24 protein-coding genes are annotated in these 26,323 nt (G+C 65.3%); 15 read left to right on the forward strand and 9 right to left on the reverse strand.

Annotated features, from left to right (window positions below; all coding sequences use genetic code 11):
• Positions 1-53 precede the first annotated feature (53 nt).
• The 5 genes from C4K27_RS29190 to C4K27_RS29210 all read left to right on the forward strand — a co-directional run bounded on the left by C4K27_RS29190 (position 54) and on the right by C4K27_RS29210 (position 5,410).
• Positions 54-1,409: a M16 family metallopeptidase gene (locus C4K27_RS29190; protein WP_053262993.1), complete on the forward strand. Its 1,356-nt coding sequence runs from the start codon at positions 54-56 to the stop codon at positions 1,407-1,409.
• The gene (locus tag C4K27_RS29195; RefSeq protein ID WP_053262994.1) at positions 1,402-2,892 is read left to right on the forward strand and encodes a M16 family metallopeptidase; all 1,491 of its coding nucleotides are present in this window, start codon (positions 1,402-1,404) and stop codon (positions 2,890-2,892) included. The genes C4K27_RS29190 and C4K27_RS29195 overlap by 8 nt, the downstream gene beginning before the upstream one ends.
• A complete protein-coding gene (gene rsmD / locus C4K27_RS29200; RefSeq protein WP_053262995.1) occupies positions 2,892-3,512 on the forward strand; it encodes a 16S rRNA (guanine(966)-N(2))-methyltransferase RsmD in 621 nt (206 codons plus the stop codon). The genes C4K27_RS29195 and rsmD overlap by 1 nt, the downstream gene beginning before the upstream one ends.
• 63 nt (positions 3,513-3,575) lie before the next feature.
• The gene (locus C4K27_RS29205; RefSeq protein ID WP_053262996.1) at positions 3,576-4,580 is read left to right on the forward strand and encodes a hydrolase; all 1,005 of its coding nucleotides are present in this window, start codon (positions 3,576-3,578) and stop codon (positions 4,578-4,580) included.
• Positions 4,577-5,410: an AraC family transcriptional regulator gene (locus C4K27_RS29210; RefSeq protein WP_053262997.1), complete on the forward strand. Its 834-nt coding sequence runs from the start codon at positions 4,577-4,579 to the stop codon at positions 5,408-5,410. The genes C4K27_RS29205 and C4K27_RS29210 overlap by 4 nt, the downstream gene beginning before the upstream one ends.
• Before the next feature lie 121 nt (positions 5,411-5,531).
• On the opposite strand, the gene C4K27_RS29215 is transcribed toward C4K27_RS29210, so the two are convergent.
• Entirely contained in the window at positions 5,532-6,386 is an 855-nt protein-coding gene (locus C4K27_RS29215; protein ID WP_053262998.1) for a sulfurtransferase, read from the reverse strand.
• A 75-nt stretch (positions 6,387-6,461) separates the two neighbouring features.
• A complete protein-coding gene (locus C4K27_RS29220) occupies positions 6,462-7,133 on the reverse strand; it encodes a TetR/AcrR family transcriptional regulator (RefSeq protein ID WP_053262999.1) in 672 nt (223 codons plus the stop codon).
• A 145-nt stretch (positions 7,134-7,278) separates the two neighbouring features.
• Between C4K27_RS29220 and C4K27_RS29225 the strand changes: the two genes are divergently transcribed.
• From C4K27_RS29225 to C4K27_RS29245, 5 genes are all read left to right on the forward strand, one after another.
• On the forward strand, positions 7,279-8,709 hold the full coding sequence (locus C4K27_RS29225; RefSeq protein WP_053263000.1) for a coniferyl aldehyde dehydrogenase: 1,431 nt from the start codon (positions 7,279-7,281) through the stop codon (positions 8,707-8,709).
• Between the two features lie 26 nt (positions 8,710-8,735).
• Positions 8,736-9,281 (forward strand): hypothetical protein, encoded by a 546-nt coding sequence (locus C4K27_RS29230; RefSeq protein WP_053263001.1) that lies wholly within the window; start codon positions 8,736-8,738, stop codon positions 9,279-9,281.
• Between the two features lie 156 nt (positions 9,282-9,437).
• Entirely contained in the window at positions 9,438-11,033 is a 1,596-nt protein-coding gene (locus C4K27_RS29235) for a GMC family oxidoreductase (protein ID WP_053263002.1), read from the forward strand.
• 115 nt (positions 11,034-11,148) lie between these two features.
• The gene (gene coaD / locus C4K27_RS29240; protein WP_003229157.1) at positions 11,149-11,628 is read left to right on the forward strand and encodes a pantetheine-phosphate adenylyltransferase; all 480 of its coding nucleotides are present in this window, start codon (positions 11,149-11,151) and stop codon (positions 11,626-11,628) included.
• A 157-nt stretch (positions 11,629-11,785) separates the two neighbouring features.
• Positions 11,786-12,037 (forward strand): YfhL family 4Fe-4S dicluster ferredoxin, encoded by a 252-nt coding sequence (locus C4K27_RS29245; protein ID WP_007921257.1) that lies wholly within the window; start codon positions 11,786-11,788, stop codon positions 12,035-12,037.
• Between the two features lie 128 nt (positions 12,038-12,165).
• On the opposite strand, the gene mutM is transcribed toward C4K27_RS29245, so the two are convergent.
• Both mutM and C4K27_RS29255 read right to left on the reverse strand, forming a co-directional pair.
• Positions 12,166-12,978 (reverse strand): bifunctional DNA-formamidopyrimidine glycosylase/DNA-(apurinic or apyrimidinic site) lyase, encoded by an 813-nt coding sequence (gene mutM / locus C4K27_RS29250; protein ID WP_053263003.1) that lies wholly within the window; start codon positions 12,976-12,978, stop codon positions 12,166-12,168.
• A 34-nt stretch (positions 12,979-13,012) separates the two neighbouring features.
• Complete coding sequence (locus C4K27_RS29255; RefSeq protein WP_164485824.1) at positions 13,013-13,825, reverse strand: HDOD domain-containing protein; 813 nt, start codon at positions 13,823-13,825, stop codon at positions 13,013-13,015.
• A gap of 275 nt (positions 13,826-14,100) precedes the next feature.
• On the opposite strand from C4K27_RS29255, the gene C4K27_RS29260 reads away from it, so the two are divergent.
• Positions 14,101-15,297, forward strand: coding sequence for a class I SAM-dependent rRNA methyltransferase (locus tag C4K27_RS29260; RefSeq protein WP_007921262.1), 1,197 nt, complete (start codon positions 14,101-14,103; stop codon positions 15,295-15,297).
• 78 nt (positions 15,298-15,375) lie between these two features.
• On the opposite strand, the gene C4K27_RS29265 is transcribed toward C4K27_RS29260, so the two are convergent.
• The gene (locus C4K27_RS29265; RefSeq protein ID WP_053263004.1) at positions 15,376-15,939 is read right to left on the reverse strand and encodes a hypothetical protein; all 564 of its coding nucleotides are present in this window, start codon (positions 15,937-15,939) and stop codon (positions 15,376-15,378) included.
• 310 nt (positions 15,940-16,249) lie between these two features.
• Between C4K27_RS29265 and ilvD the strand changes: the two genes are divergently transcribed.
• Positions 16,250-18,091 (forward strand): dihydroxy-acid dehydratase, encoded by a 1,842-nt coding sequence (ilvD, locus tag C4K27_RS29270; protein ID WP_007921265.1) that lies wholly within the window; start codon positions 16,250-16,252, stop codon positions 18,089-18,091.
• A 169-nt stretch (positions 18,092-18,260) separates the two neighbouring features.
• Here ilvD and C4K27_RS29275 read toward each other — a convergent pair whose 3' ends face one another.
• The gene (locus C4K27_RS29275; protein ID WP_053263005.1) at positions 18,261-19,316 is read right to left on the reverse strand and encodes an HAD family hydrolase; all 1,056 of its coding nucleotides are present in this window, start codon (positions 19,314-19,316) and stop codon (positions 18,261-18,263) included.
• Positions 19,317-19,556: 240 nt separating this feature from the next.
• Here C4K27_RS29275 and C4K27_RS29280 point away from each other — a divergent pair, with 240 nt between their 5' ends.
• Positions 19,557-20,948: an L-cystine transporter gene (locus C4K27_RS29280; protein WP_007921267.1), complete on the forward strand. Its 1,392-nt coding sequence runs from the start codon at positions 19,557-19,559 to the stop codon at positions 20,946-20,948.
• A gap of 210 nt (positions 20,949-21,158) precedes the next feature.
• Here the strand turns inward: C4K27_RS29280 and C4K27_RS29285 are convergent, their stop codons facing one another.
• The gene (locus C4K27_RS29285; RefSeq protein ID WP_053263006.1) at positions 21,159-21,671 is read right to left on the reverse strand and encodes a dihydrofolate reductase; all 513 of its coding nucleotides are present in this window, start codon (positions 21,669-21,671) and stop codon (positions 21,159-21,161) included.
• Positions 21,672-21,767: 96 nt separating this feature from the next.
• Here C4K27_RS29285 and C4K27_RS29290 point away from each other — a divergent pair, with 96 nt between their 5' ends.
• Together C4K27_RS29290 and C4K27_RS29295 are read left to right on the forward strand one after the other, a co-directional pair.
• Complete coding sequence (locus C4K27_RS29290; protein ID WP_053263007.1) at positions 21,768-23,147, forward strand: DUF2868 domain-containing protein; 1,380 nt, start codon at positions 21,768-21,770, stop codon at positions 23,145-23,147.
• A complete protein-coding gene (locus C4K27_RS29295; RefSeq protein WP_053263008.1) occupies positions 23,140-24,528 on the forward strand; it encodes a GTPase/DUF3482 domain-containing protein in 1,389 nt (462 codons plus the stop codon). The genes C4K27_RS29290 and C4K27_RS29295 overlap by 8 nt, the downstream gene beginning before the upstream one ends.
• On the opposite strand, the gene C4K27_RS29300 is transcribed toward C4K27_RS29295, so the two are convergent.
• Complete coding sequence (locus tag C4K27_RS29300) at positions 24,525-25,088, reverse strand: phosphonate degradation HD-domain oxygenase (RefSeq protein WP_053263009.1); 564 nt, start codon at positions 25,086-25,088, stop codon at positions 24,525-24,527. The two genes, C4K27_RS29295 and C4K27_RS29300, sit on opposite strands and share 4 nt — an antisense overlap.
• The gene (locus tag C4K27_RS29305; protein WP_053263010.1) at positions 25,088-26,221 is read right to left on the reverse strand and encodes a TIGR03364 family FAD-dependent oxidoreductase; all 1,134 of its coding nucleotides are present in this window, start codon (positions 26,219-26,221) and stop codon (positions 25,088-25,090) included. Before C4K27_RS29305 ends, C4K27_RS29300 begins: the two co-directional genes overlap by 1 nt.
• Positions 26,222-26,323: the final 102 nt, after the last annotated feature.

Genomic DNA, 26,323 nt, shown 5'->3' on the forward strand with positions numbered 1-26,323 from the left:
CTCGCCCGCCGACGCTAAGACCAAGCGGGCAGTCCAACAGGTTTAAAAAACGAATGAATGCTCTAGCCCGCCGCGCCGCAGGCCTGCTGCTCAGTACGGTTTGTCTGCCCCTTTCAGCCTTGGCTGCCGATCCACAACCCACCCACGAATTCACCCTCGATAACGGCCTCAAGGTCGTGGTCCGCGAAGACCATCGGGCTCCGGTCGTGGTCTCCCAGGTCTGGTACAAAGTCGGCTCCAGCTACGAAACCCCGGGCCAGACCGGTTTGTCCCACGCCCTGGAACACATGATGTTCAAAGGCAGCGAAAAGGTCGGCCCCGGCGAAGCCTCGCTGATCCTGCGCGACCTGGGCGCCGAAGAGAACGCCTTCACCAGCGACGATTTCACCGCCTATTACCAGGTGCTGGCCCGTGACCGCCTGGGCGTGGCCTTCGAGCTGGAAGCCGATCGCATGGCCAGCCTGCGCCTGCCGCCCGACGAGTTCAGCCGCGAAATCGAAGTGATCAAGGAAGAGCGCCGCCTGCGCACCGACGACAAGCCGATGTCCAGGGCCTTCGAGCGCTTCAAGGCGATGGCCTACCCGGCCAGCGGCTACCACACGCCGACCATCGGCTGGATGGCCGACCTCAACCGGATGAAGGTCGAGGAACTGCGCCACTGGTATGAATCCTGGTACGTGCCGAACAACGCCACCCTGGTGGTGGTCGGCGACGTGACCCCGGACGAAGTCAAAACCCTGGCCCAACGTTATTTCGGCGCCATTCCCAAGCGCGCCGTGCCCGCGGCGAAGATCCCCCTGGAACTGGCCGAGCCCGGCGAGCGGCAGATCACCCTGCGGGTGAAGACCCAGCTGCCGAGCGTGATGCTGGCCTTCAACGTGCCGAGCATCGCCACCGCCGAAGACAAGCATTCGGTGCACGCCCTGCGCCTGATCGCCGCGCTGCTCGACGGCGGCTACAGCGCCCGCATTCCGACCCGCCTGGAGCGCGGCGAAGAGCTGGTGTCCGGCGGCTCGTCGAGCTTCGACGCCTACACCCGCGGCGACAGCCTGTTCCTGCTTTCGGCCATGCCCAACAGTCAGAAGAAGAAAACCATCGCCCAGGCCGAAGCCGGGCTGTGGCGCCTGCTCGAAGAGCTGAAAACCACCCCGCCGACCGCCGAAGAACTGGAACGCGTGCGCGCCCAGGTGATCGCCGGCCTGGTCTACGAACGTGACTCCATCACCAGCCAGGCCACCGCCATCGGCCAGCTGGAGACCGTCGGCCTGTCCTGGAAACTCATGGACACCGAACTCGCCGAACTGCAAAGCGTGACCCCTGAAGACATCCAGAAGGCCGCTCGTACCTATTTCACCCGCGAACGCCTGAGCGTTGCCCACGTATTGCCTGAGGAGTCCGCTCATGAGTAAGCGCAAAAGCGCCAGCCCGGTCCTGCTCGGCCTGGCACTCGTGGCCCTGATCACCGCCGCCGGCCTTTATCTGCTGCGCGCGGACCAATCCGACGCCAGCCAGGCGCTGGACAAGGCCAAGAGCAGCCAGAAACTGCAATCCTTGACCGAGCTCGACGGCAAGGCCCCAAGCCGCCGCAGCCTCGACATCAAGACCTGGAGCACCGCCGAAGGCGCCAAGGTGCTGTTCGTCGAAGCCCATGAGCTGCCGATGTTCGACATGCGCCTGACCTTCGCCGCCGGCAGCAGCCAGGATGGCGACGCGCCAGGCTTGGCGATGCTGACCAACGCCATGCTCAACGAAGGCGTGGCCGGCAAGGATGTCGGCGCAATCGCCGAAGGTTTCGAGGGCCTGGGTGCCGATTTCGGCAACGGTGCCTACAAGGACATGGCCATCGCGTCCCTGCGCAGCCTCAGCGCGCCGGACAAACGCACGCCGGCCCTGCAGCTGTTCGCCGATGTCGTCGGCAAGCCGACCTTCCCGGCCGACTCCCTGGCGCGCATCAAGAACCAGATGCTCGCCGGCTTCGAGTACCAGAAGCAGAACCCCGGCAAGCTGGCGAGCCTGGAACTGATGAAGCGCCTGTACGGCAGCCATCCGTATGCCCATTCCAGCGATGGCACCGCGCAGAGCGTGCCGCCGATCAGCCTGGCCCAACTGCGGGCGTTCCACGCCAAGGCCTATGCCGCCGGCAACGTGGTGATCGCATTGGTGGGCGACCTGTCGCGCAGCGATGCCGAGGCGATTGCCGCGCAGATCTCCGCCGCCCTGCCCAAAGGCCCGGCGCTGGCGAAAATCCCGCAACCGAGCGAGCCACAAGCCAGCATCGGCCATATCGAATACCCCTCCAGCCAGACCAGCCTGCTGCTGGCGCAACTGGGCATCGATCGTGACGACCCGGACTACGCCGCGTTGTCCCTGGGCAACCAGATCCTTGGCGGTGGCGGTTTTGGCACCCGACTGATGAGCGAGGTGCGCGAGAAGCGCGGCCTGACCTACGGCGTCTATTCCGGCTTCAGCCCGATGCAGGCCCGTGGCCCGTTCATGATCAACCTGCAGACCCGTGCCGAAATGAGCGAGGGCACCCTCAAGCTGGTGCAGGACGTGCTCGCCGACTACCTCAAGACCGGCCCGACCCAGAAGGAACTCGACGACGCCAAGCGCGAACTGGCCGGCAGCTTCCCGCTGTCCACCGCCAGCAACGCCGACATCGTCGGCCAACTGGGCGCCATCGGCTTCTACAACCTGCCGCTGAGCTATCTTGAAGACTTCATGCAGCAGTCCCAGAGCCTGACCGTGGAGCAGGTCCGGGACGTGCTGAACAAGCACCTGGGCGCCGACAAGATGGTCATCGTCACCGCCGGCCCGACCGTGCCGCAAAAGCCGTTGCCGGCCCCAACTGACAAACCCGCCGAGCAGCCGCTCGGGGTTCCGGAGCACTAATGGCCAGCCCATCGCGTCCCAGCAAGAAACCCGTCCATAACCAGCACAACGGTGTGGGCCAACTGCGCATCATCGGCGGCGAGTGGCGCAGCCGCCGCCTGAGCTTCCCCGATGTGCCGGGCCTGCGCCCGACTCCGGACCGGGTGCGCGAGACCCTGTTCAACTGGCTGGCGCCCTATGTCGCCGGGGCCAAGGTGCTCGACCTGTTCGCCGGCAGCGGCGCGCTGTTTCTCGAAGCCCTGTCCCGTGGCGCCGCCATGGGCCAGGCGCTGGATGCCAGCAACCTGGCCGTGTCGCGCCTGCGCGAACACCTGGGCACCCTGCGCTGCACCGTCGGCCAGGTGCAGACCGCCGACGCCCTGCGTTACCTGGAAACCCAGCCGGCCAGCCGTTTCGACCTGGTGTTCCTCGACCCGCCGTTCCATCAGAACCTGCTGCCGGCCACCTGTGCCCTGCTGGAAGAACGCGACTGGCTGGCCGACGACGCCTGGGTCTATACCGAAAGTGAAACCGCGCCTTCGACCCTCGGCCTCCCGGCGAACTGGCGCCTGCACCGCGAGCAAAAATCCGGGCAGGTGTACTACGCCTTGTGGCAACGTACGGCAGAGATCGCCGGTTAAACCACTGGCCTGAAAAGGTGCGCAACCCCGCCGGGGACGCGCACCGCTGCTACGAGAATCACCGTGCCTACTCCGTCAGATCGTTTCATTCCCGCCTTCGGCCTCGGCAACCCGCACCTGCAGACCCTGTGGGGCCCGCTATGGCGCAAGACCACTCACCTCGAGCGCCAGCGCGAACGCCTGTGGCTCGACGACGGCGACTTTCTCGATCTCGACTGGCACGGCCCGCACTCCGCCACCGCGCCCCTGGTGCTGGTGCTGCACGGCCTGACCGGCTCTTCCAACTCGCCTTACGTGGCCGGCCTGCAAAAGGCCCTGGCGGGCCAGGGCTGGGCCAGCGCGGCGTTGAACTGGCGCGGCTGCTCGGGCGAACCCAACCTGCTGCCGCGCAGTTACCACTCGGGGGCCAGCGAAGACCTGGCCGCCGCCATCGACCACCTGCGCAGCAAACGCCCGCAGGCCCCGCTGTTCGCGGTGGGCTACTCGCTGGGCGGCAATGTATTGCTCAAGCACCTGGGTGAAAGCGGCAGCGCCAGCCAGCTGCAAGGCGCCGTCGCGGTGTCGGTGCCGTTTCGCCTGGACCAGTGCGCCGACCGCATCGGCCAGGGGTTTTCCAAGGTCTACCAGGCGCATTTCATGCGCGAGATGCTGGCCTACATCAAGGACAAGCAACGCCAGTTCCAGCACGACGGGCGCCATGAGGGCCTGGCCGTGCTGGAGCGGCTCGGTCCGCTGGAGAAGATGCGCACCTTCTGGGACTTCGACGGCCGGGTCACCGCGCCGCTGAATGGCTTCGCCGATGCCCAGGACTATTACCGGCGCGCCTCCAGCCGTTATTTCCTCGGGGAAATCCGCACGCAAACCCTGATTATCCAGGCCGCGGACGATCCTTTCGTGTTCCCCCACAGCCTGCCGGAAGCCGGCGAGCTGTCCGACAGCACCCACCTCGAGCTGCAGGCCAAGGGTGGGCACGTCGGTTTTGTCGAGGGTTCGGTGAAGACTCCGGGTTACTACCTGGAGCGGCGCATTCCCCAGTGGCTGTCCAACCTGGGGGGCGAGTTGCGATGAACGGCGGCCAGGGCGAGTCGATCCGTTTCTGGCAGACCGCGCCCCTGGCCGGCGTGGAGTTGCTGGCCGCGCGTTACATCGAACATCGCTTCGTGCCCCATGTGCATGACGGCTATGTGATCGGCATGATCATGGACGGCGCCCAGCGCTACCGTTATCGCGGCGCCGAGCACCTGGCGGGACGTGGCACCCTGGTGCTGATCAACCCGGACGAGCTGCACACCGGCCACAAAGGCACCGAGGACGGCTGGCTGTACCGGGCGTTTTATCCGGACAACGCGCAGATCCTCGCCATGCTCGGCGAGCTGGAACTACCCACCGACAGCCTGCCGGCCTTCGGCGCCACGCTGTATCGCGACCCCGATCTGGTCAGCGGTTTCTGCCAGTTGCATCAACTGTTGGAAAGCCCGGCCACCGCTCTGCAACAACAGACCCTGTGGCGGGAAATGATGCTCTTGCTGCTGCGGCGTCACGCCGGAGTCAAGGCGCCGGGCAAACCCGGGCGGGAACACCGGGCGATCGTCCAGGCCAAGGAGTTGCTGCAAGCGCAGCTGGCCGCCCCGCCCTCCCTGGAGGAACTGGCCGCGGCGGTGAATCTCTCGCCGTTCCATTTCGCCCGGGTGTTCCGCCGCGCCACCGGCATGCCGCCGCACACCTGGCTGATGCAACAGCGCATCGCCCAGGCCCGGGCACTGCTGCGCGACGGCTGCCTGCCGCTGGAAGTGGCGACACAATTGGGGTTCGCCGACCAGAGCCATCTGAGCCGGCAGTTCAAGCAGGTCTACGGCGTGGGGCCGGCGGCCTATCGCAGCGCCCGCCAGTCCCTCTGAAACAGCGCCTGCCCCTGTAGGAGCGAAGCTTGCTCGCGAAGAATATCTCAGGCGACGCGGTCCGGCAGAAACAACGCAGCGCCTGGATCGCGCGCAAGCTTCGCTCCTACGGTGAGGGGCCTCAGTCGCCCGTGGCGACCGCGCGCTGCGGATCGGTGATCCATTCGCTCCAGGAGCCGGCATACAGCCTGCCCAGGGGATAACCGGCCAGGCACAAGGCGAACAGGTTGTGACAGGCGGTCACGCCCGAGCCGCAGTACGCTACCAGTTCGCTCGGCGAACGCTCGCCCAGCTTCGCGGCAAAGCGCTTCTTGAGCTGATCGGCCGGCAGGAAACGGCCGTCGCTGTCCAGGTTGTCGGTGAAAGCCGCGCATTGCGCGCCGGGGATATGTCCGGCCACCGGGTCGATCGGCTCCACCTCGCCGCGAAAACGTGGCTGGCCGCGGGCGTCGAGCAGGGTCAGGGTCGGCTGGCCGAGGCGCTTTTGCAGTTGCTCGGCAGTCAACAACAGGGTTTTGTCGGGCTGGCCCGTGAAATGGCCGAGAACATTGGTCGGCGGATCCAGGCTCAACGGCAGGCCTGCGGCGTGCCAGGCTTTCAAGCCGCCATCGAGAATGAACATACCGTCGCGCTTGCCCAGCCAGGCCAGCAGCCACCAGGCGCGGGCGGCATAGGCACCGGGGCCGTCGTCGTAAAGCACGATGTCGCTGTCGGCGTCGATGCCCCAGGCTTGCAGGCGCGCGACCAGCGTCGCCGGTTCGGGCAGCGGATGGCGCCCGGTCACGCCCTTGACCACCCGGCCACTGAGGTCGCGTTCCAGATCGGCAAAATGCGCGCCGGCCAGATGCCCCCCGGCATAACTGCGCTGGCCGTAATCCGGGTCTTCCAGGGCAAAACGACAATCGAGAATCACCAGCCCGGGCTGCTCCAGGCGAGCGGCCAATTGCTGCGGACTGATCAGTTGCGCGATGGGCATGACGGGCTCCAGTAATTGAACGATGACTTGATCCAATGATGTGCACGCAAACGCGTAGCCAGTTTGTTTGCGATCCTACTGCACTTCTTCCAGGGCTTGCCCCAGGGGCACGTAAAACTCGCCGAACAGCGCGTTGACCGCCCCCCGGGCCTGGTCGGTGACAAATCCGGCTTCCAGCACCAGCACCTGATACACGCCGCGCTTGATGGCTTCTTCGCTCAGGTGCGCGGAGTTTTCCCGGGTGGTGCACAAAAAACGCACCCAGGAGGTAAGGATGATCCAGGCATTGAGGGTCAGGGACTCGATCTGCACCTTGTCCATCCGCAGGATGCCGGCCTCGACGAAACCTTCGTAGATCGCCGTGCCGTGGATCAGGCAGCGCTGGGAGAAGCGCCGATAACGAGCGGCCAGTTCGGCGTCGCTGTCGAGCAGGTGTTCCAGGTCGCGGTGCAGGAAGCGATAGCGCCACATGGCGGCCAGCAGCTCCTGCAGGTAATAGCGCTTGTCCTCGACGGTCACGGTACGACCCTGGGGCAGGCGCAGGAAGCTGTCGACCAGGGCTTCGTACTCGCAGAACAGCACGGCGATGATCGCCTGCTTGTTGGGGAAGTGGTAATACAGGTTGCCCGGCGAAATCTCCATGTGGGCCGCAATGTGATTGGTGCTGACACTGCGTTCGCCTTGCTGGTTGAACAGCTCCAGGCTGTTCTGGACGATACGTTCGCGGGTTTTTATGCGTGGGGCCATGAGCGTGGGCTTTAATCGAGAAGGCGTTGCCCGGCATCTTACGACCTATCCCCAACGGGATAAATCAAAGCCGGCCCGGGATGTCATTTGACATTTTAGAGCATAAACTCTAAAAATCTCCCACCCACCAAAACCGGAGCCGCCCATGTCTGCCGAAATCGCCTACTTGCCGGAAGCCCACCAGCAGCTGGATGAGCTCCACCGTCTGTTCGCCGCCCAGCGCCAGGCCTTCGCGGCCAACCCCATGCCGCCCGCCGCCCAGCGCCAGCAATGGCTCAAGAGCCTGCGCGAACTGCTCGACAGCGAACGCCAGGCCCTGATCGATGCCATCAGCGAAGATTTCAGCCATCGCAGCGCCGACGAAACCCTGCTCGCCGAAATCATGCCCAGCCTGCATGGCATCCACTACGCCAGCAAACACCTCAAGGGCTGGATGAAACCTTCGCGGCGCAAGGTCGGCGTTGCCTTCCAGCCGGCCTCGGCCAAGGTCGTCTACCAGCCATTGGGCGTGGTCGGGGTGATCGTGCCGTGGAACTACCCCCTGTACCTGGCCATCGGCCCGCTGGTGGGCGCGCTCGCCGCCGGCAACCGGGTGCTGCTCAAGCTTAGCGAATCGACCCCCGCCACCGGCCTGCTGCTCAAGCGCCTGCTGGCCAAGGCGTTCCCCGAGGACCTGGTCGCCGTGGTGCTGGGCGAAGCCGACGTGGGCGTGGCCTTCTCCCGGCTGCCCTTCGATCACCTGCTGTTCACCGGCGCCACCAGCATCGGCAAGCATGTGATGCGCGCCGCGGCGGAAAACCTGACCCCGGTGACCCTGGAGCTGGGCGGCAAGTCTCCGGCCATCGTGTCCGACGACGTACCGCTCAAGGACGCCGCCGAACGCATCGCCTTCGGCAAGACCATGAACGCCGGCCAGACCTGCGTCGCCCCGGACTACGTGCTGGTCCCGGAACACCGCGTCGGCGCCTTCGTCGACGCCTATCGCCAGGTGGTCCGGGGTTTCTTCCCGACCCTGGTCGACAACCCCGACTACACCGCGATCATCAACCCGCGGCAACTGGCGCGCCTGAACAGCTACATCAGCGACGCCACCAGCAAGGGTGCGCTGCTGATCCCGCTGTTCGAAGAGAACCAGGAACGGCGCATGGGCCACAGCCTGATGCTCAATGTCAGCGACGACATGACGGTGATGCAGGATGAGATCTTCGGCCCGATCCTGCCGATCGTACCCTACACCGGCCTGGACCAGGCCTTCGCCTACATCAACCAGCGCCCTCGCCCACTGGCGCTCTATTACTTCGGCTACGACAAGGCCGAGCAGGACCGGGTACTCAACGAAACCCACTCGGGCGGGGTCTGCCTCAACGACACCCTGCTGCACGTCGCCCAGGACGACATGCCGTTCGGCGGCATCGGCCACTCGGGCATGGGCCATTACCACGGTCACGAGGGTTTCCTGACCTTCAGCAAGGCCAAGGGAGTGCTGAGCAAGCAGCGCCTGAATGCCGCGCGGCTGATCTACCCGCCCTATGGCAAACCGATCCAGAAGCTGATCCAGAAGCTGTTCATCCGTTAACCAGACCATTGCGGGTAATAACAATAATGACTCCCAGCCTGCCTGCCGCACCCGTACTGTCGCGCCGTGGCCTGTTGAAAATCGGCCTGTGCGCCAGCGCGTTCCTGACCACCGCCGGCCTCGGCGCCAGCCTCAGCGGTTGCTCGTCCAGCACCCCTGCCAGCGGCTTTGCCGCATTGCGCAGCAGTGACCTGCCGATTCTGCGGGCGCTGCTCCCGGTCATGCTCGACGGTGCCGTGGCCGCCGAGAAGCTGCCGGCGGCGCTCGACGCCACCCTGAAAAGCCTGGATTACAGCCTCGACCACCTGTCGCCGGAAATGCTCAAGCTCACCCAGCAGCTGTTCGACGTGCTGGGCATGGGCATCACGCGCGGCCCCCTGACCGGCATCTGGGGCAGTTGGGAAAACGCCAGCGCCGCAGACATCCGCCAGTTTCTCAAGCGCTGGGAAAACAGCTCCCTCAGCCTGCTGCGCATGGGCCACGCGTCCCTGCTGCAACTGGTGATGATGGCCTGGTACAGCCGCCCCGAATCCTGGGCCCATTGCGGTTATCCCGGGCCGCCCAGGATCTGAAGACTGCTCGCTCTGTAGCCGCTGCCGAAGGCTGCGATCGGCTCCGCAGGAGACGCGCTCCTAAAGCCCTCGGAAGGTCCTACGGACCTTGTCGCAGCCTTCGGCAGCGGCTACACAAGCACCCAGAAGCCCCAGAACAACTAGAGAGTGCCTGATATGCCTGTACCCGATCTGTTTCGCGAAGGCCTGGCCCGAGGCTGGAAAACCTACAACGGCGCGCAATTGCAGGAGGACCTGACCCTCGAAGCGGATGTCGCCATCATCGGCAGCGGCGCGGGCGGCGGCACCACCGCCGAGATCCTCAGCGCCGCCGGCTACAAGGTGCTGCTGATCGAGGAAGGGCCACTCAAGACCAGCGACGACTTCAAGATGCTCGAGGACCAGGCCTACGCCAGCCTCTATCAGGAAGGCATCGGCCGCATGAGCAAGGATGGCGCCATCACCATCCTGCAAGGCCGCGCGGTCGGCGGCACCACCCTGATCAACTGGACGTCCAGCTTCCGTACCCCTGAGCCGACCCTGGAGCACTGGGCCAAGGAGCACGACGTCAAGGGCCACAGCCCGGCCGAGATGGCCCCCTGGTTCGCGAAGATGGAGCAACGCCTGGGGATCGCCCCGTGGGTCATGCCGCCCAACGCCAACAACGACGTGATCAGGATCGGCTGCGAGAAACTCGGCTACAGCTGGCACGTGATCCCACGCAACGTGCGCGGCTGCTGGAACCTCGGCTATTGCGGCATGGGCTGCCCGACCAACGCCAAGCAGTCGATGATGGTCACCACCATTCCCGCGACCCTGGAGAAAGGCGGCGAGCTGCTGTACCTGGCCCGCGCCGAGCGCCTGCAGATCAAGGGCGACCGGGTCGAAAACCTGCTCTGCCTGGCCATGGACGAGCGCTGCGTGGCGCCCACCGGGCGCACCATCAAGGTCAAGGCCCGGCACTATGTGCTGGCCGGTGGCGGGATCAACAGCCCGGCCCTGCTGCTGCGCTCCGACGCGGCCGACCCGCACAAGCGCCTGGGCAAACGCACCTTCCTGCATCTGGTGAATTTTTCCGCCGGGCAGTTCGACCAGGTGATCAACCCCTTTTACGGGGCGCCGCAGTCGATCTACTCCGATCATTTCCAGTGGCTGGACGGCACCACCGGCAAAATGTCCTACAAGCTCGAGGTGCCGCCGCTGCAACCGGCGCTGGCCGCCACCCTGCTCGGCGGTTTCGGCCCGCAGAGCGCCCTGAACATGCAGCAGTTGCCCCATACCCACGCCATGCTCGCGCTGCTGCGCGACGGTTTTCACCCGGACAGCAGCGGCGGCAGTGTGGAACTGCGCGGCGACGGCTCGCCGGTGCTCGACTACCAGGTCTCGGACTACGCCTGGGACGGCGTGCGGCGGGCCTTTCACAGCATGGCGCAGATCCAGTTCGCCGGCGGCGCCAAGGCGGTCATGCCGATGCACAGCGATGCCCGCTACGTGAAGACCCTGGCCGAGGCCAAGACCCTGATCGACGGCCTGAACCTTGCGCTGTACCGCACCCGCCTGGGCAGCGCCCATGTGATGGGCGGTTGCGCCATGGGCGAAGACCCGAAGAACGCTGTCACCGACAGCCTGGGCCGGCATCACCAGTTGGCCAATCTGTCGATCCACGACGGTTCGCTGTTCCCCACCAGCATCGGCGCCAACCCGCAATTGTCGGTCTACGGCCTGACCGCGCAACTGGCCACGGCCCTGGCCGAACGGCTGAAAAGCGGGTGAAAACGCCGCTTATTTTCGTCGTCTATAGTGCTTTCTTCCGTTACAGGCGACTTGGCCGACCGGAAAGGCTGCGATACCATCCGACTCCCCAACGGACTCCCGCCAGGACGACGCGATGAACCGAGTGTTGTACCCAGGTACCTTCGACCCTATTACCAAGGGCCATGGCGATCTGGTCGAACGCGCCTCGCGCCTGTTCGATCATGTGATCATCGCCGTCGCCGCCAGCCCGAAGAAAAACCCGCTTTTTCCCCTGGAACAGCGTGTGGAACTGGCTCGCGAGGTCACCAAGCATCTGCCGAACGTTGAAGTCGTCGGTTTTTCCACGCTGCTGGCGCATTTCGCCAAGGAGCAGAACGCCAATGTCTTCCTGCGGGGGCTGCGGGCGGTTTCGGACTTCGAATACGAATTCCAGCTGGCCAACATGAACCGCCAACTGGCGCCGGACGTGGAAAGCCTGTTCCTCACACCGTCGGAGCGTTATTCGTTCATTTCCTCGACCCTGGTCCGGGAAATCGCGGCATTGGGCGGCGATATCAGCAAGTTCGTGCATCCGGCCGTGGCCGACGCCCTGACCCTGCGCTTCAAGAAATAACCCCCGCGGGAGCTGGCGCAGCCCGCACCAGCTCCCGCGCAGTCGACCTGCAAACGCCCCTCCCATCGCGCCCGCGTGCACTGCGCTCGCCAATGCGGCACAATTGCGCCATTGGTTTTTCAAATGCCTGGGCCCGCCGCCCCGGCCGGAGTGCCCCATGTCCCTGATCATCACCGACGATTGCATCAACTGCGACGTCTGCGAACCCGAGTGCCCGAACGCCGCGATTTCTCAAGGCGAAGAGATCTACGTGATCGACCCGAACCTGTGCACCCAATGCGTCGGCCACTATGACGAGCCGCAATGCCAGCAGGTCTGCCCGGTGGATTGCATCCCGCTGGACGAGGCCCACCCGGAAACCGAAGAAGAGTTGATGGCCAAGTACCGGAAGATCACCGGCAAGGCATAACACAGCCATCGAGACTTGCGACCGTAGCCGCTGCCGAAGGCTGCGATCGGCCGAAACGGCCGCGACGCCAGTAAGATCGCCACAGGTCCTACGGACCTATCGAGGCCTTCGGCAGCGGCTACAGGCGATCAGCTCTGGCATTTAGGGCAATACACGCTCGCACGCTGCCCCAGCTTGATCTCCCGCAGCCCCGTGCCACAGACCTTGCAGTGTTCCCCGCCGCGCCCGTAGACGAACAATTCCTGCTGGAAATAGCCCGGCTGCCCGTCGCCGCCGATAAAGTCGCGCAGGGTGGTGCCGCCGCGCTCGATGGCCGCGGCCAGGATGCGCTTGATCTCGATCGCCAGCTTCAGGTAGCGCGCCCGGGAAATCCCCTTGGCTTCGCGACGCGGATCGATGCCGGCGGCGAACAGCGCTTCGGTCGCATAGATGTTGCCCACCCCCACCACCACCGCGTTGTCCATGATGAACGGCTTGACCGCCATCGAACGTCCCCGCGACAGCTGATACAGGCGCTCGCCGTCGAACAGGTCGGTCAGCGGCTCCGGCCCCAGGCGGATCAGCAGTTCGTGGTTGAGCGGGTCCAGGCTCCAGAGCATCGCGCCAAAGCGCCGCGGGTCGGTGTAGCGCAGGGCCAGGCCGGACTCCAGCTCGATGTCGACGTGCTCGTGCTTGGCCGCCGGCAAGCCGACCTCCACCAGGCGCAGGTTGCCCGACATGCCCAGGTGACTGATCAGGGTGCCGACTTCGGCATTGATCAGCAGGTACTTGGCGCGGCGCTCGACCTTGACGATCTGCTGGCCGGACAGGCGCACATCGAGGTCCTCCGGAATCGGCCAGCGCAAGCGCCGCTCGCGCACGATCACGCGGCTGACGCGCTGCCCTTCCAGGTGCGGCGCGATACCGCGCCGGGTGGTTTCGACTTCCGGTAATTCAGGCATGTGCGCCTCGTGTTCTCTATAACGTGGTCGGGAATCAGTGCGCGCCCAGTTCGCGCACGGTTTCCTTGAGGTTCTCGAAGTCGTAGTCGGACAGGCCGACGTAATCGAGGATCAGATGGCCGATGCTGTTCCATTCATGATCATCGACCTGATTGCCCAGCACCCGGTAGGACGCGCAGATATGCTCGGCCATTTTCAGGATCGCCAGCAGGTTCTTCAGCTGGCTGTTGCGCGACGACTCGTCGCTGAAGATCGCCAGGGCGTTGTGGTGATTGGCGATGGCATTGGTCACGTGCTCCGGCAGGCGCCAGGACTTGGCCGTGTAGTAACCGACCACCGCGTGGTTGGTATTGAACGCACGGTTTTCCGTATCCACCACGCGGTTCTCGGGGCCCGCGCTGGCGTAGGCCTCTTCCAGCACTGTCATGTAGTCGGGGAAGCGCTTGAGCATCAGCGGCACGCCGCAATCGTGGAACAGGCCCAGGGCATAAGCCTCGTCGACCGCTTGCGAGCCGGTGCGCTTGGCCAGGGTCAGGCAAGTCATCGCCACATCCTGGGCGGTGTCCCAGAAGCGGTTGAGGGTGACGATGGTTTCGTCGCTCATCTCGCCCTTGATCGACTGCGCGTTGATCAGGTTGATGATCGAACGGCTGCCCAGCAGGTTCACCGCGCGCTGGATCGAGGCGATCTTGTTGCTCAGCCCGTAATACGGCGAGTTGACGATTTTCAGCAGGGCGCCGGAAAGGCCCGGGTCCTGGGAGATCAGCCGCGCGATCACTTCCAGGTCAGGGTCGGGCATGTACTGCTCCATCTGCAAATCCACCATGATCTGCGGTTGGGGCGGCACACTGATGCCTTGCAGGGCCTGTTGAATCTGTTCGGCGGAAAGCTCTTGGGACATCGCTTGGGACATAGGTACGCACTCTGGGCTAGGCGGCGATTCTAACCCTTTAGATGGCGCCCATGGCCAGCCGAAAGGAACTTTACAACGGGCGCCTCGGGGCAATGCCGGGCCGGCGCGGGATATCCACGGCGGGTTTGCCCTGTCACCGCATATCCACTCGCCAGCCTCTCGGCGAGCGCAACACGTTATACTCCCGCTCTTTTTTCCGGAGCGACGTCATGTCCCTGCCAAGCCTGCGCCTCAAAGCCAACGCCGATCGCCGCCTGCGCGCCGGCCACCTGTGGGTCTACAGCAACGAAATCGATGTAGCCGCCACCCCACTCCACGGCTTCAAGGCAGGCGACCAGGCAGTGCTGGAAGCCGCCGGCGGCAAGCCGCTGGGCGTCGTCGCCATGAGCCCGAACAACCTGATCTGCGCCCGCCTGCTGTCGCGCGACGCCAAGCTGGCGCTGGACAAGTCGCTGCTGGTACACCGCCTGAACGTGGCCCTGTCGCTGCGCGAGCGCCTGTTCGACAAGCCGTTCTACCGCCTGGTGTACGGCGACTCCGACCTGCTGCCGGGCCTGGTGGTCGACCGTTTCGGCGACATCCTCGTCGTGCAGCTGGCTTCGGCGACCATGGAACAGCACAAGGACGACGTGATCGCCGCCCTGGTCCAGGTCCTCAAGCCAAGCGGCATCCTGTTCAAGAACGACTCCGCCGCGCGTGATGCCGAAGGCCTCAACCGCTACGTGGAAACCGTGTTCGGCCTGGTGCCGGAGTGGGTCGCCCTGGAAGAGAACGGCGTGAAGTTCGAGGCCCCGGTGATGGAAGGCCAGAAGACCGGCTGGTTCTACGACCACCGCATGAACCGCGCCCGCCTGGCGCCTTACGCCAAGGGCAAGCGCGTACTGGACCTGTTCAGCTACATCGGCGGCTGGGGTGTACAGGCCGGCGCCTTCGGTGCCAGCGAAGTGTTCTGCGTCGATGCCTCGGGTTTCGCCCTTGACGGTGTCGAGCGCAACGCCGCGCTCAACGGCATCGCCGAGAAAGTCACCTGCATCGAAGGCGACGTGTTCGAAGCCCTGAAAGAGCTCAAGGCCGCCGAAGAACGTTTCGACGTGATCGTGGCCGACCCGCCGGCCTTCATCAAACGCAAGAAAGACCTGAAGAACGGCGAAGGCGCCTACCGCCGCCTGAACGAACAGGCCATGCGCCTGCTCAGCAAGGACGGCATCCTGGTCAGCGCTTCGTGCTCGATGCACCTGCCCGAAGACGACCTGCAGAACATCCTGCTCACCAGCGCCCGCCACCTGGACCGCAATATCCAACTGCTGGAACGCGGCGGCCAGGGCCCGGACCATCCGGTACACCCGGCCATCCCGGAAACCCGCTACATCAAGAGCATCACCTGCCGCCTGCTGCCTAACAGCTGAGCCTGACCGGACGCCCCTTGCCCCTCGCGGCAAGGGGCGCCCAAGCCGATTGCCCCCTCCTCACCCAAGACTCAGCGCTCAGGCGACCTGCGCCCGACGGCGCGCGCACCATAAATTGCCGAGGAACATGGCGCCGGAGAACGCGAGGGTCGGTGCGGCAAAAAACGCCAGGGACAGCAACCCGCTCTTGAACGGGTCGAGGTGGCGGTGCTGGATCCATAGCTTGAACAGCCACTGCACCAGCCAGGGCATCGGTAAAGCCAGCAGCACCCAGGCACCGTTAGCCAGCAGGCGCCGCCACAGGTCAGCACGCCCCCGCAGCAGCGTGGCACTGAGCAGGGTCATCAGCAGCAGGCCGGCCATCACACCCAACCCCACGCCAAGGGTGAAGGGCAGGCGACGACAGGCCCACACCAGCCCCGCCGCACCCAGCGCCACCAACAGCATCGCGATCCAGATCCGCGGCTGGCGTCGCTGCTCGGCCAGCAGCTGCAGCAGCCCGCCGCCCGCCAACAGGGCAGCCGCCAGCGCGGCCATGGCGACACCGGACAAGTCGCTGTAGAGGACGGTCCACATCAGCAGCAGGCCCTGCGCCAGGCCGATGGCAAGGTAGAACCTCAGGGATCGCAGCGTCGCGGACATTCCAGCTCCATTGGAAGGTGATCGAAGGCCGGCGAGTCTAAACCAGTCCCTGATCGCCGGCTGCCCATTTCCATATCCAGGCATTCGACGCCGTAGAGCGGCCACGGCATTCCTTCCTGGCGCCAGCGGTGTAGAATCGCGAGATTCATCGCCAGTCATCCCCCGGCGGGTTTATGAGCTCAGGCTGAGGCGCACGGCGATCCCGCGGCGTCATCGGCAGCTTCAGGACACACGGCCATTTCTGAGTGTTCCAGGGGTCAATAGAAGCTCACTCCCCATTTGTTACCTGATTAGCCGCCCGGAGTGCTCCATGCCTGATTACCGCTCGAAAACATCCACCCACGGCCGCAACATGGCCGGCGCCCGCGCGCTGTGGCGCGCCACGGGGATGAAAGATGACGACTTCAAGAAGCCGATCATCGCCATTGCCAACTCCTTCACCCAGTTCGTCCCGGGCCACGTGCACCTCAAGGACCTGGGCCAGCTGGTCGCCCGCGAAATCGAACGCGCCGGCGGCGTGGCCAAGGAATTCAATACCATCGCCGTGGATGACGGCATCGCCATGGGCCACGACGGCATGCTGTATTCGCTGCCAAGCCGCGAGATCATCGCCGACTCCGTGGAGTACATGGTCAACGCCCACTGCGCCGACGCCATCGTCTGCATCTCCAACTGCGACAAGATCACCCCCGGCATGCTGATGGCCGCCCTGCGCCTGAACATCCCGGTGATCTTCGTTTCCGGCGGCCCGATGGAAGCCGGCAAGACCAAGCTCGCCGCCCACGGCCTCGACCTGGTCGACGCCATGGTGATCGCCGCCGACTCCAGCGCTTCTGACGAGAAGGTCGCCGAGTACGAACGCAGCGCCTGCCCGACCTGCGGTTCCTGCTCCGGCATGTTCACCGCCAACTCGATGAACTGCCTGACCGAGGCCCTGGGCCTGGCCCTGCCGGGCAACGGTTCGACCCTGGCCACTCACAGCGACCGCGAACAGCTGTTCCTGCAGGCCGGGCGGACCATCGTCGAGCTGTGCAAGCGCTACTACGGCGACAACGACGAGTCGGTGCTGCCGCGCAACATCGCCAACTTCAAGGCGTTCGAGAACGCCATGATGCTCGACATCGCCATGGGCGGTTCGACCAACACCATCCTGCACCTGCTGGCCGCCGCCCAGGAAGCCGAAATCGATTTCGACCTGCGCGACATCGACCGCCTGTCCCGCAGCGTGCCGCAACTGTGCAAGGTGGCGCCGAACATCCAGAAGTACCACATGGAAGACGTGCACCGTGCCGGCGGCATCTTCAGCATCCTCGGCTCCCTGGCGCGCGGCGGCCTGCTGCACACCGACCTGCCGACCGTGCACAGCCGCAGCATGGAAGAAGCCATCGCCAAGTGGGACATTACCCAGACCAACGACGAAGCGGTGCATCACTTCTTCAAGGCGGGCCCGGCCGGTATCCCGACCCAGACCGCGTTCAGCCAGTCGACCCGTTGGGAAACCCTCGACGACGACCGTGAAAACGGCTGCATCCGCAGCGTCGAACATGCCTACTCGAAAGAAGGCGGCCTGGCCGTGCTGTACGGCAACATCGCCCTGGACGGCTGCGTGGTGAAGACCGCCGGCGTCGACGAGTCGATCCACGTCTTCGAAGGTAACGCGAAGATCTTCGAAAGCCAGGACAGCGCGGTGCGCGGCATCCTCGCCGACGAAGTGAAGGAAGGCGACATCGTCATCATTCGCTACGAAGGTCCGAAAGGCGGCCCGGGCATGCAGGAAATGCTCTACCCGACCTCCTACCTGAAGTCCAAGGGCCTGGGCAAAGCCTGCGCCCTGCTGACCGACGGCCGCTTCTCCGGCGGCACCTCGGGCCTGTCCATCGGCCATGCTTCGCCAGAGGCAGCAGCGGGCGGCGCCATCGGCCTGGTACAGGACGGCGACAAGGTGCTGATCGACATTCCGAACCGCTCGATCAACCTGTTGGTCAGCGACGAAGAACTGGCTGCCCGCCGCGTCGAGCAGGACAAGAAAGGCTGGAAGCCGGTGGAAAAACGCCCACGCAAGGTGACCACCGCCCTGAAGGCCTATGCCCTGCTGGCCACCAGCGCCGACAAGGGCGCGGTGCGCAACAAGGCGATGCTCGACGGTCTGTGATTGCCAGCCACTGAATGAAAATGCCCCGCCAAGTGCGGGGCATTTTTTTGTCTGGAGATCGGCCTCTGCGAGGCCTGTCGCGGGTAAGTCGGATCGCCGCCCGCTCGTTCCTACAGGCGGCACTGATCCTGTAGGAGCGAGGCTTGCCCGCGATGGATTCAACCCGTTCTTACTGAATGTCCTCCGGCTTGACGATCACCCAGTTCTTGTCCGCCGTCACCGGCAGCCCTTCCTTGGCCTGGGCCGCGGCGTGCTTGGCCATCATGCCGTTGATCTGGGCCATGTACTTGTCCTTGCGGTTGACCCAGAGGTGGATGCCGCCCTTGGCCACATCGACACCGTGGAACAGCATGTAGCCATCGCTGGTCGGGGTGTCGCCGCCCACCAGCACCGGTTTTTTCCACTCGTCGATGTAGGTCAGGATCGCTGCGTGCTTGCCGGCCATCCAGGTCGCCGGGGTCCACAGGTAAGGGGTCAGTTCCAGGCCGAGATTGGCCTTCTCGTCATACTTGCCGGCGGTGATCTGCTTGCGCGCGGTGGTCAGCTCTCCGGTCTTGCGGTCCTTGAGCAGGGTGGTCACGCCGATGACGTTCTGCGGCTTGACGTTGTAGCCGTACTTCGGATCGGACGCGACCATGCGCACCAGTTCCTCGGAGGCGGCGGTCATCACGTAGACCTCGATACCGTTCTCCATCAGCTTGTTGTACAGCTCTTTCTGGCCGGTGAAGATTTTCGGCGGATTGATCTCGGTGCTCTTGACCACGTCGCCTTCGAAATAGGTGGCCGGCACCGGCTTGCCCGAGGCCATCAATTCGTCGACATAGCCCTTGAGTTCCTTGAGGGTGAATCCGGAGAATACCTGCGCCACCCAGGGGTAGCAGACCATGTCGTCGATTTCACAGAGGCGGTAGTAATAGCTGAACAGGCTTTCCTTGTGCTCGGCGGTGTCCTTGAACGGCATCAGCTTCAGGGAGGGGTCGAGGGTCTCGCGGGTGATCAGGCCCTTGTTCTCCATGAACGGCAGCAGCGACTCTTCCAGGTCGTAGCGGTAACTGGTGTTGTCCATGTCGAACACCGCGTAGTTACCCTTGTTGGCGTTGGCCGCGATCATCGCGTCCAGTTGCTTGGCCTGGTCCGCGGGCCAGTGCTGCAAGTCGGTGGCGAGAACCTGGCCGGCAAGGCCCAGGCAGAGTGCGGCAACCAGAAATTTCGGAGCGAGTTTCATCGGCGTTTTCTCCCTGATTTAAAGAGATCGACGCTAACAAATCGCTGTGACAATCCTCGCCTGTGGGCGACCGTCCGCGTCCTGATCCCGTCACCGGCATGTGCCTGAGCGTCAGCGGCTTATTCCAAAAACGACAGTCTCAATGCGTTTTTGATATTAATTCATTAGATATCAAGCTGTTAGGCTTGCCGGTTCGCAATCGCAGTCATAAGCGATTGGCACAAGTCTTATGGAGCTTTAATGAACCTGCCGCTGATCCTCAACCTGCTGGTGTTCCTCGCCTTGCTGCTGGGCCTGGCACAAACCCGTCATACCACCTGGAGCCTGGCCAAGAAGGTCCTGCTGGCACTGGTGCTGGGCGTGGTTTTCGGTGTTGCCCTGCACGGCATCTACGGTGCCGGCAACCCCGTCCTGAAAACCTCCATCGGCTGGTTCGACCTGGTGGGCAACGGTTATGTGCAATTGCTGCAGATGATCGTGATCCCGCTGGTGTTCGCCTCGATCCTCAGTGCCGTGGCGCGCCTGCACAATGCCTCGTCCCTGGGCAGGATCAGCTTCCTGACCATCGGCACCCTGCTGTTCACCACCGCCATCGCCGCGCTGATCGGCATCGCCCTGACCAACCTGTTCGGCCTGACCGCCGAAGGGCTGGTGGCCGGGACCCAGGAAATGGCCCGCCTGCAGGTGATCCAGAGCGATTACGCGGGCAAGGTCGCCGACCTGAATATCCCGCAACTGCTACTGTCGTTCATTCCGCAGAACCCCTTCGCCGACCTGGCCCGGGCCAAGCCGACCTCGATCATCAGCGTGGTGATCTTCGCCGCCTTCCTCGGCGTCGCCGCCCTGCAGCTGCTCAAGGACGACGCCGACAAGGGCCAGAAAGTGGTCAACGCCATCGACACCCTGCAAGCCTGGGTCACCCGCCTGGTACGCCTGGTGATGAAGCTGACCCCTTACGGCGTGCTGGCGCTGATGACCAAGGTGGTCGCCAGCTCCAACCTGCAGGACATCATCAAGCTCGGCAGTTTCGTGGTGGTGTCGTACATCGGCCTGGGCCTGATGTTCGTGGTCCACGGCCTGCTCGTTTCGCTGGCCGGGATCAACCCGCTGCGCTTCTTCCGCAAGGTCTGGCCGGTGCTGACCTTCGCCTTCACCAGCCGCTCCAGCGCCGCGAGCATCCCGCTGAGCATCGAGGCACAGACCAGCCGCCTGGGCATTCCGCAGTCCATCGCCAGCTTCGCCGCCTCGTTCGGCGCGACCATCGGCCAGAACGGCTGCGCCGGCCTGTACCCGGCCATGCTGGCGGTCATGGTGGCCCCGACCGTGGGCATCGACCCGCTGGACCCGCTGTGGATCGCGACCCTGGTGGCGATAGTAACCTTGAGTTCGGCCGGTGTGGCCGGGGTAGGCGGTGGCGCGACGTTCGCCGCGCTGATCGTGCTGCCGGCCATGGGCTTGCCGGTGTCCCTGGTGGCGCTGCTGATTTCCGTGGAGCCGCTGATCGACATGGGCCGCACCGCGCTGAACGTCAGCGGTTCGATGACCGCCGGGGCGATCACCAGCCAGATCATGCAGCAGACCGACAAGCAAAAGCTCGATGCCGATGAGCATGCGGAGCTGGCGCAGGCTTGATTCCAGCCCCGTTCCGGGTTCACGCCCGGAACGGGACTGCGACCTGTAGCCGCTGCCGAGCCCGCGAGGCTGCGATCGAGGACGAAGTCCTCGCAAAACCCGAGCACGCGGTGTTTCAGGAAGAACAGGTTGTCTGGTTTTACGACTGCTTCGCAATCGATCGCAGCCTCGCAGGCTCGGCAGCGGCTACAGGGCTACAGGGCTACAGGGCTAAACCCTTTCCCAGACTTCGAAGCTGTAGGCCGGCTTGTCGCCTTCCGCCGGGTTCGGCACGTCAGACACCAGTTTCCACTGCTGCTGATCGAACTCCGGAAACCACGCATCGCCCTCCGGGCTCAGCGCCACTCGCGTCAGGTACAGGCGATCGGCCTGCTCCAGGCCCTGGGCATACAGCTGCGCACCGCCGATCAGCATCAGCTCGGTAACACCCTGTTCCAGCGCCCACTGCTCGGCACGCGCCACCGCGGCTTCCAGCGACGGGTACACCTCGGCGCCTTCGAGCCGCAGGTCGGCCTGGCGACTGACCACTATATTCAGCCGCCCCGGCAGCGGACGCCCCAGCGAATCCCAGGTCTTGCGACCCATGATGATCGGCTTGCCCAGGGTGGTGGCCTTGAAGTATTTGAAATCCCCCGGCAAGTGCCAGGGCATGCTGTTGTCGACGCCGATCACGCGATTTTCACCGAGGGCCGCGATCAGGCTGAGAGGGAGAGATTTTTTCATGCCGGCGAGGATACCAGAGGCTCGGTGCCCCGCAACGTACCCCGATCAGCGTGACAGCGGTTATGCTCACCCCTCATTTGAGCAACGGAATGACGCGTGACAGCACTGACCCCACTGCAAAAACTCTGGCTCACCGAAGCCGTACGCCTGCGTGAAGAACACGCCGGCGCCCTGGAGGACCAGGAAGCCAATCGCCTGGCGCGCACCGCGGGCGGCGACCTGGCGAGCCGCCTCCAATACCGCGCGCTGTGGCTGGCCGAACGCGACGGCCTGGCCGCTGCCCTGCGCCACTGGGTCCAGGGCGCGCGCCTGGCGCTGTTGCTGATGGCCGTGTTGGCCATGGTCAGCGGTGCCGGCCTGGCCTTCGCCGCCCTGGGTAACGGGCAGGCGCCGGTCAACGTGTTCTGGGCCCTGGGCAGCCTGCTCGGCCTCAACCTGCTTCTGCTGCTGAGCTGGGCCATCGGCCTGCTGTTCGCCGGCGAACACGGCGCCAGCCTCGGCCGCCTGTGGCTGTGGCTCAGCGCCAAGCTCGCCCGCGACGCCAAGGCCGCGCAGCTGGCGCCCGCCCTGCTGCTGTTGCTGCAACGGCGCAAACTCAATCGCTGGGCCATCGGCACCCTGGTCAACGGCCTGTGGCTGCTGGCCCTGCTCAGCGCCGTGGCGATCCTGCTGATGCTGCTGATCACCAAGCGCTACGGGTTCTACTGGGAAAGCACCCTGCTCGGCGCGGATGCTTTCGTGGCGATCACCAACGCCCTCAGCGCCATACCCCGGGCCATAGGTTTCGGGGTACCGACCGTAGAGATGATTCACGCCAGCACCCGGGATGTTTACAACACTGAACTGGTGCGCCAGATGTGGGCCGTCTGGCTGGTGGCCTCGCTGATCATTTACGGCGTGCTGCCGCGCCTGCTGCTGATGCTGTTCTGTCGCTGGCGCTGGAGGCACGGGCAGGCGCGCCTGCAACTGGACCTCAACCTCCCTGGCTACAGCCAGCTGCGCGAAGCGCTGATGCCCAGCAGCGAACGCCTGGGGATCAACGATGCCGCCCCCGACTTGCTGCACCGCATCGAAGGCGGCGTCAGCGCGCAGGACAGTGATGGCGCCCTGCTGGTGGCCATCGAACTGGACGACCAGCGCCCCTGGCCACCGCAATTGCCGGCCACGGTGAAAGACGCCGGCGTCCTCGACAGCCGCGAATCCCGGCACAAGCTGCTGGAACAGATGAGCCGCTTTCCGCCGGCGCGCCTGGCCATCGCCTGCGATCCACGGCGCTCGCCGGACCGTGGCAGCCTGGCGCTGATCGCCGAACTGGCCCGCAGCGCCACTGCCACCCGGGTCTGGCTATTGCAGGCGCCGCCCGGCGAAGCGCTGGACGCCGAACGCCTGGGCGACTGGCACGTGGCGCTGCAACAGCTGGAGCTGCCATTCGCCGATTGCGCACCGCTGAACTGGCTGGAGACCGGGCATGACTGATCCTCGCAAACCGCCGTTGAAGCTGGCGGTGGTCGGCCACACCAACGTCGGCAAGACCTCCCTGCTGCGTACCCTGACCCGGGACGTGGGGTTCGGCGAGGTCTCCCATCGCCCCAGTACCACCCGCCATGTCGAGGGCGCGCGGCTGTCGGTGGACGGCGAACCGCTGCTCGACCTGTACGACACCCCCGGCCTGGAAGACGCCATTGCCCTGCTCGACTACCTGGAACGCCTGGAGCACCCCGGCGAGCGCCTGGATGGCCCGGCCCGCCTGGCGCGGTTTCTCGAAGGCAGCGAGGCGCGCCAGCGTTTCGAACAGGAAGCCAAGGTGCTGCGCCAGCTGCTGGACTCCGACGCCGGGCTGTATGTGATCGACGCTCGCGAGCCGGTACTGGCCAAGTACCGCGACGAGCTGGAAGTCCTCGCCAGCTGCGGCAAGCCGTTGCTGCCGGTGCTGAACTTCGTCAGCAGCGCCAATCACCGTGAGCCGGACTGGCGCGAAGCCCTGGCCCGCCTGGGCCTGCACGCGCTGGTGCGCTTCGACAGCGTGGCACCGCCGGAGGATGGCGAGCGGCGGCTGTATGAAAGCCTGGCGTTGCTTTTGGAAAGCTCGCGGCCGCAGCTGGAACGCCTGATCGCCGACCAGCAGGCGCAACGCCTGGCCCGCCAGCAAAGCGCCGCGCGGCTGATCGCCGAACTGCTGATCGATTGCGCCGCCTGCCGGCGCAGTGTGGTCAGCGAGGTCGAGCAGGAACAACAGGCCATCGGCGAGCTGCGCAAGGCCGTGCGTCAGCGCGAACAACGCTGCGTCGAGGCGCTGCTCAAGCTCTACGCCTTCCGCCCGCAGGATGCCGCCGCCAGCGATGTGCCGCTGCTCGACGGACGCTGGGGCGATGACCTGTTCAACCCGGAAACCCTCAAGCAACTGGGCGTGCGGGTCGGTGGCGGGATCGCCGCCGGCGCGGCGGCCGGGGCTGGCGTCGATCTGCTGGTGGGCGGCCTGACCCTGGGCGCGGCGGCCCTGGCCGGGGCGATTGCCGGTGGCGCGCTGCAAACCGCTCGCAGCTACGGCGGCCGCCTGCTGGGCAAGCTCAAGGGCCAGCGCGAACTGACCGTGGACGACAGCGTGCTGCGCCTCTTGGCCCTGCGCCAACGGCAACTGGTGCAGGCGTTGAATGCGCGCGGGCATGCGGCGCTGGGCAGCATCCAGCTGGCCACGCCCCAGGACCAGAGCTGGCGCGAGGGCAAGCTGCCGGAAGCCCTGAACAAGGCCCGCGCCCACCCGCAGTGGTCGTCGCTGAACCCGGCGCCGCGCCTGAGCCAGGCGGAGCGCCAGGAGCAGATCGAGGTATTGGCGCAGAAGCTGGTGGTCGAGGATTAGGTCATCCATGCGTTCAGCAGACGCGCCGCCTTGTCCTTGAGCACCTGCAAATCCATCACCGGCACCCACAGCTCCTTGGCCTGTTCGTCCCAATGGCGCAGGCGCAGGCTGACCGCGCATAGCGGGTCCTGCTCGAAGGCCCGGGCCTCCTCGGCGTTCATCACCCCGCCCTGGTATTCCAGGGTGCGCCGGCTGGCTTGACTGAGCCGCTCGTAGTAACCCGGCTCCTTGCAGGTCAGGTAACGCTTGGCCTGCACGTGGTACTCCACCAGCCGCGCCAGGCGCTCGCTGAAACCGGCGCGGCGCAGGTAGTCGGCGCCCAGCCGCTCATGGCCGGCCACGCCGAAACCGCCCATGTTCTCGGCATCCTGCCCACAGATATGCCCGATATCGTGGAAGAACGCCGCCAGCACCACTTCGTCGTCGAAGCCCTCGGCCATGGCCAGCTGTGCGGCCTGGGACATGTGTTCGATCTGCGACACCGGCTCGCCGATGTAGTCGCTGTCGCCAAAGCGCTCGTACAGGCCGAACAGCTCGGCGATCCGCTGCTCAGGCCCCATCAGGCTTCCTCCAGCAAACGGGCGATATTGCCCTCGGCCATGGCCGGGCCGACGCTCATACCCACGCCGGTATGCATCAGGGCCACGCTGACCCCGACGGCCGGGCGCAGGAACGAAAACGGCCCCGGGCCGCGGGCGCCATAGACACCTTGCCAGCGCTCGATCACCTGCACCTTGCAGCCCAGGGTGTGCTCGGCTAGCTCGAGCATCCAGGTGTCCACCTGCTCGGCATTGAACGGCGACGGGTCGCTGCCGTAATGGTGGGAGTCGCCGATGATCAGCTCGCCGTAGGGCGTCGGGCTGATCAGCAGGTGGATGCCGTTTTCGTGCAGGTGCGGCGCATCCCGCAGGATCTGCGCCTGCACCGCCGCCGCTTCGGGCAGATCGGCAAAGGCGCCGTAATGCACGCAACTCAGGCCGGTGAGCAGCGCATGTTGCAGGTCCAGCTGCACCTCGGGCCGGGCGCGGAGCATTTGCAGGCGGCAGACCTGCGGCGCCAGCGCGGCAATCGGCTCGGCCAGCAGGGTCTGGTAGTCATGCCCGGAACAGACCAGGATCTGCCCCGCGCGAAAGCTGCCGGCGGTGCTGTGCAACTGGCCGGGCTCGATGTCGCGCACCAGGGTGGAAAAATGAAACTCCACCCCCAGGTCGCGGCGCAGGTAGTCGATCAGCATCGGCATGGCTTCGCGGGAATACAGCTGCTGGTCATCCAGGCCGTGCAGCGCCGCGCGATGATGGCGGAAACGGCCGCCGTACAGATCGTTCAACGCCGCCCCGCGCAGCAGTTCGACCCGGTAGCCGTGTTCCCGCGCGCGTCCGGCGCAGAAGGCCTGTAGCAATTGCTCCTCGGCCTCGGTGCGGGCGAACAGGTAAGAGCCGTTGCGCTTGAGCGGCAGGCCGGCCAATTGCGCCCAGTCGCCCCAGATGCCGCGGCTGGCCCTGGCCAGGTCGAGCATCACGCCCGGCGGCTGGCCGGTCACCAGGGCCTGGCCGAAATTGCGCACCGACGCGCCCAGGGGCGTGGCGCTGCGCTCGAAAACCTTGACCCGCAAACCGCGCTTGGCCGCGGCATAGGCATGGGACAGCCCGAGGATGCCGGCGCCGACGATCAGCAGGTCGTTGTGGTTGCTCATGGGTGTGGTCCTTGGACGATGACCTCGGCGAGGTCAAATCGCGGGCAAGTCGGATCGCCGCCCGCTCGCTCCTACAGAAGCATCCATAGAAGCGAGGCGGCC

The sequence above is a fragment of the Pseudomonas chlororaphis subsp. chlororaphis genome, assembly GCF_003945765.1.
GTDB classification, from domain to species: domain Bacteria; phylum Pseudomonadota; class Gammaproteobacteria; order Pseudomonadales; family Pseudomonadaceae; genus Aquipseudomonas; species Aquipseudomonas chlororaphis.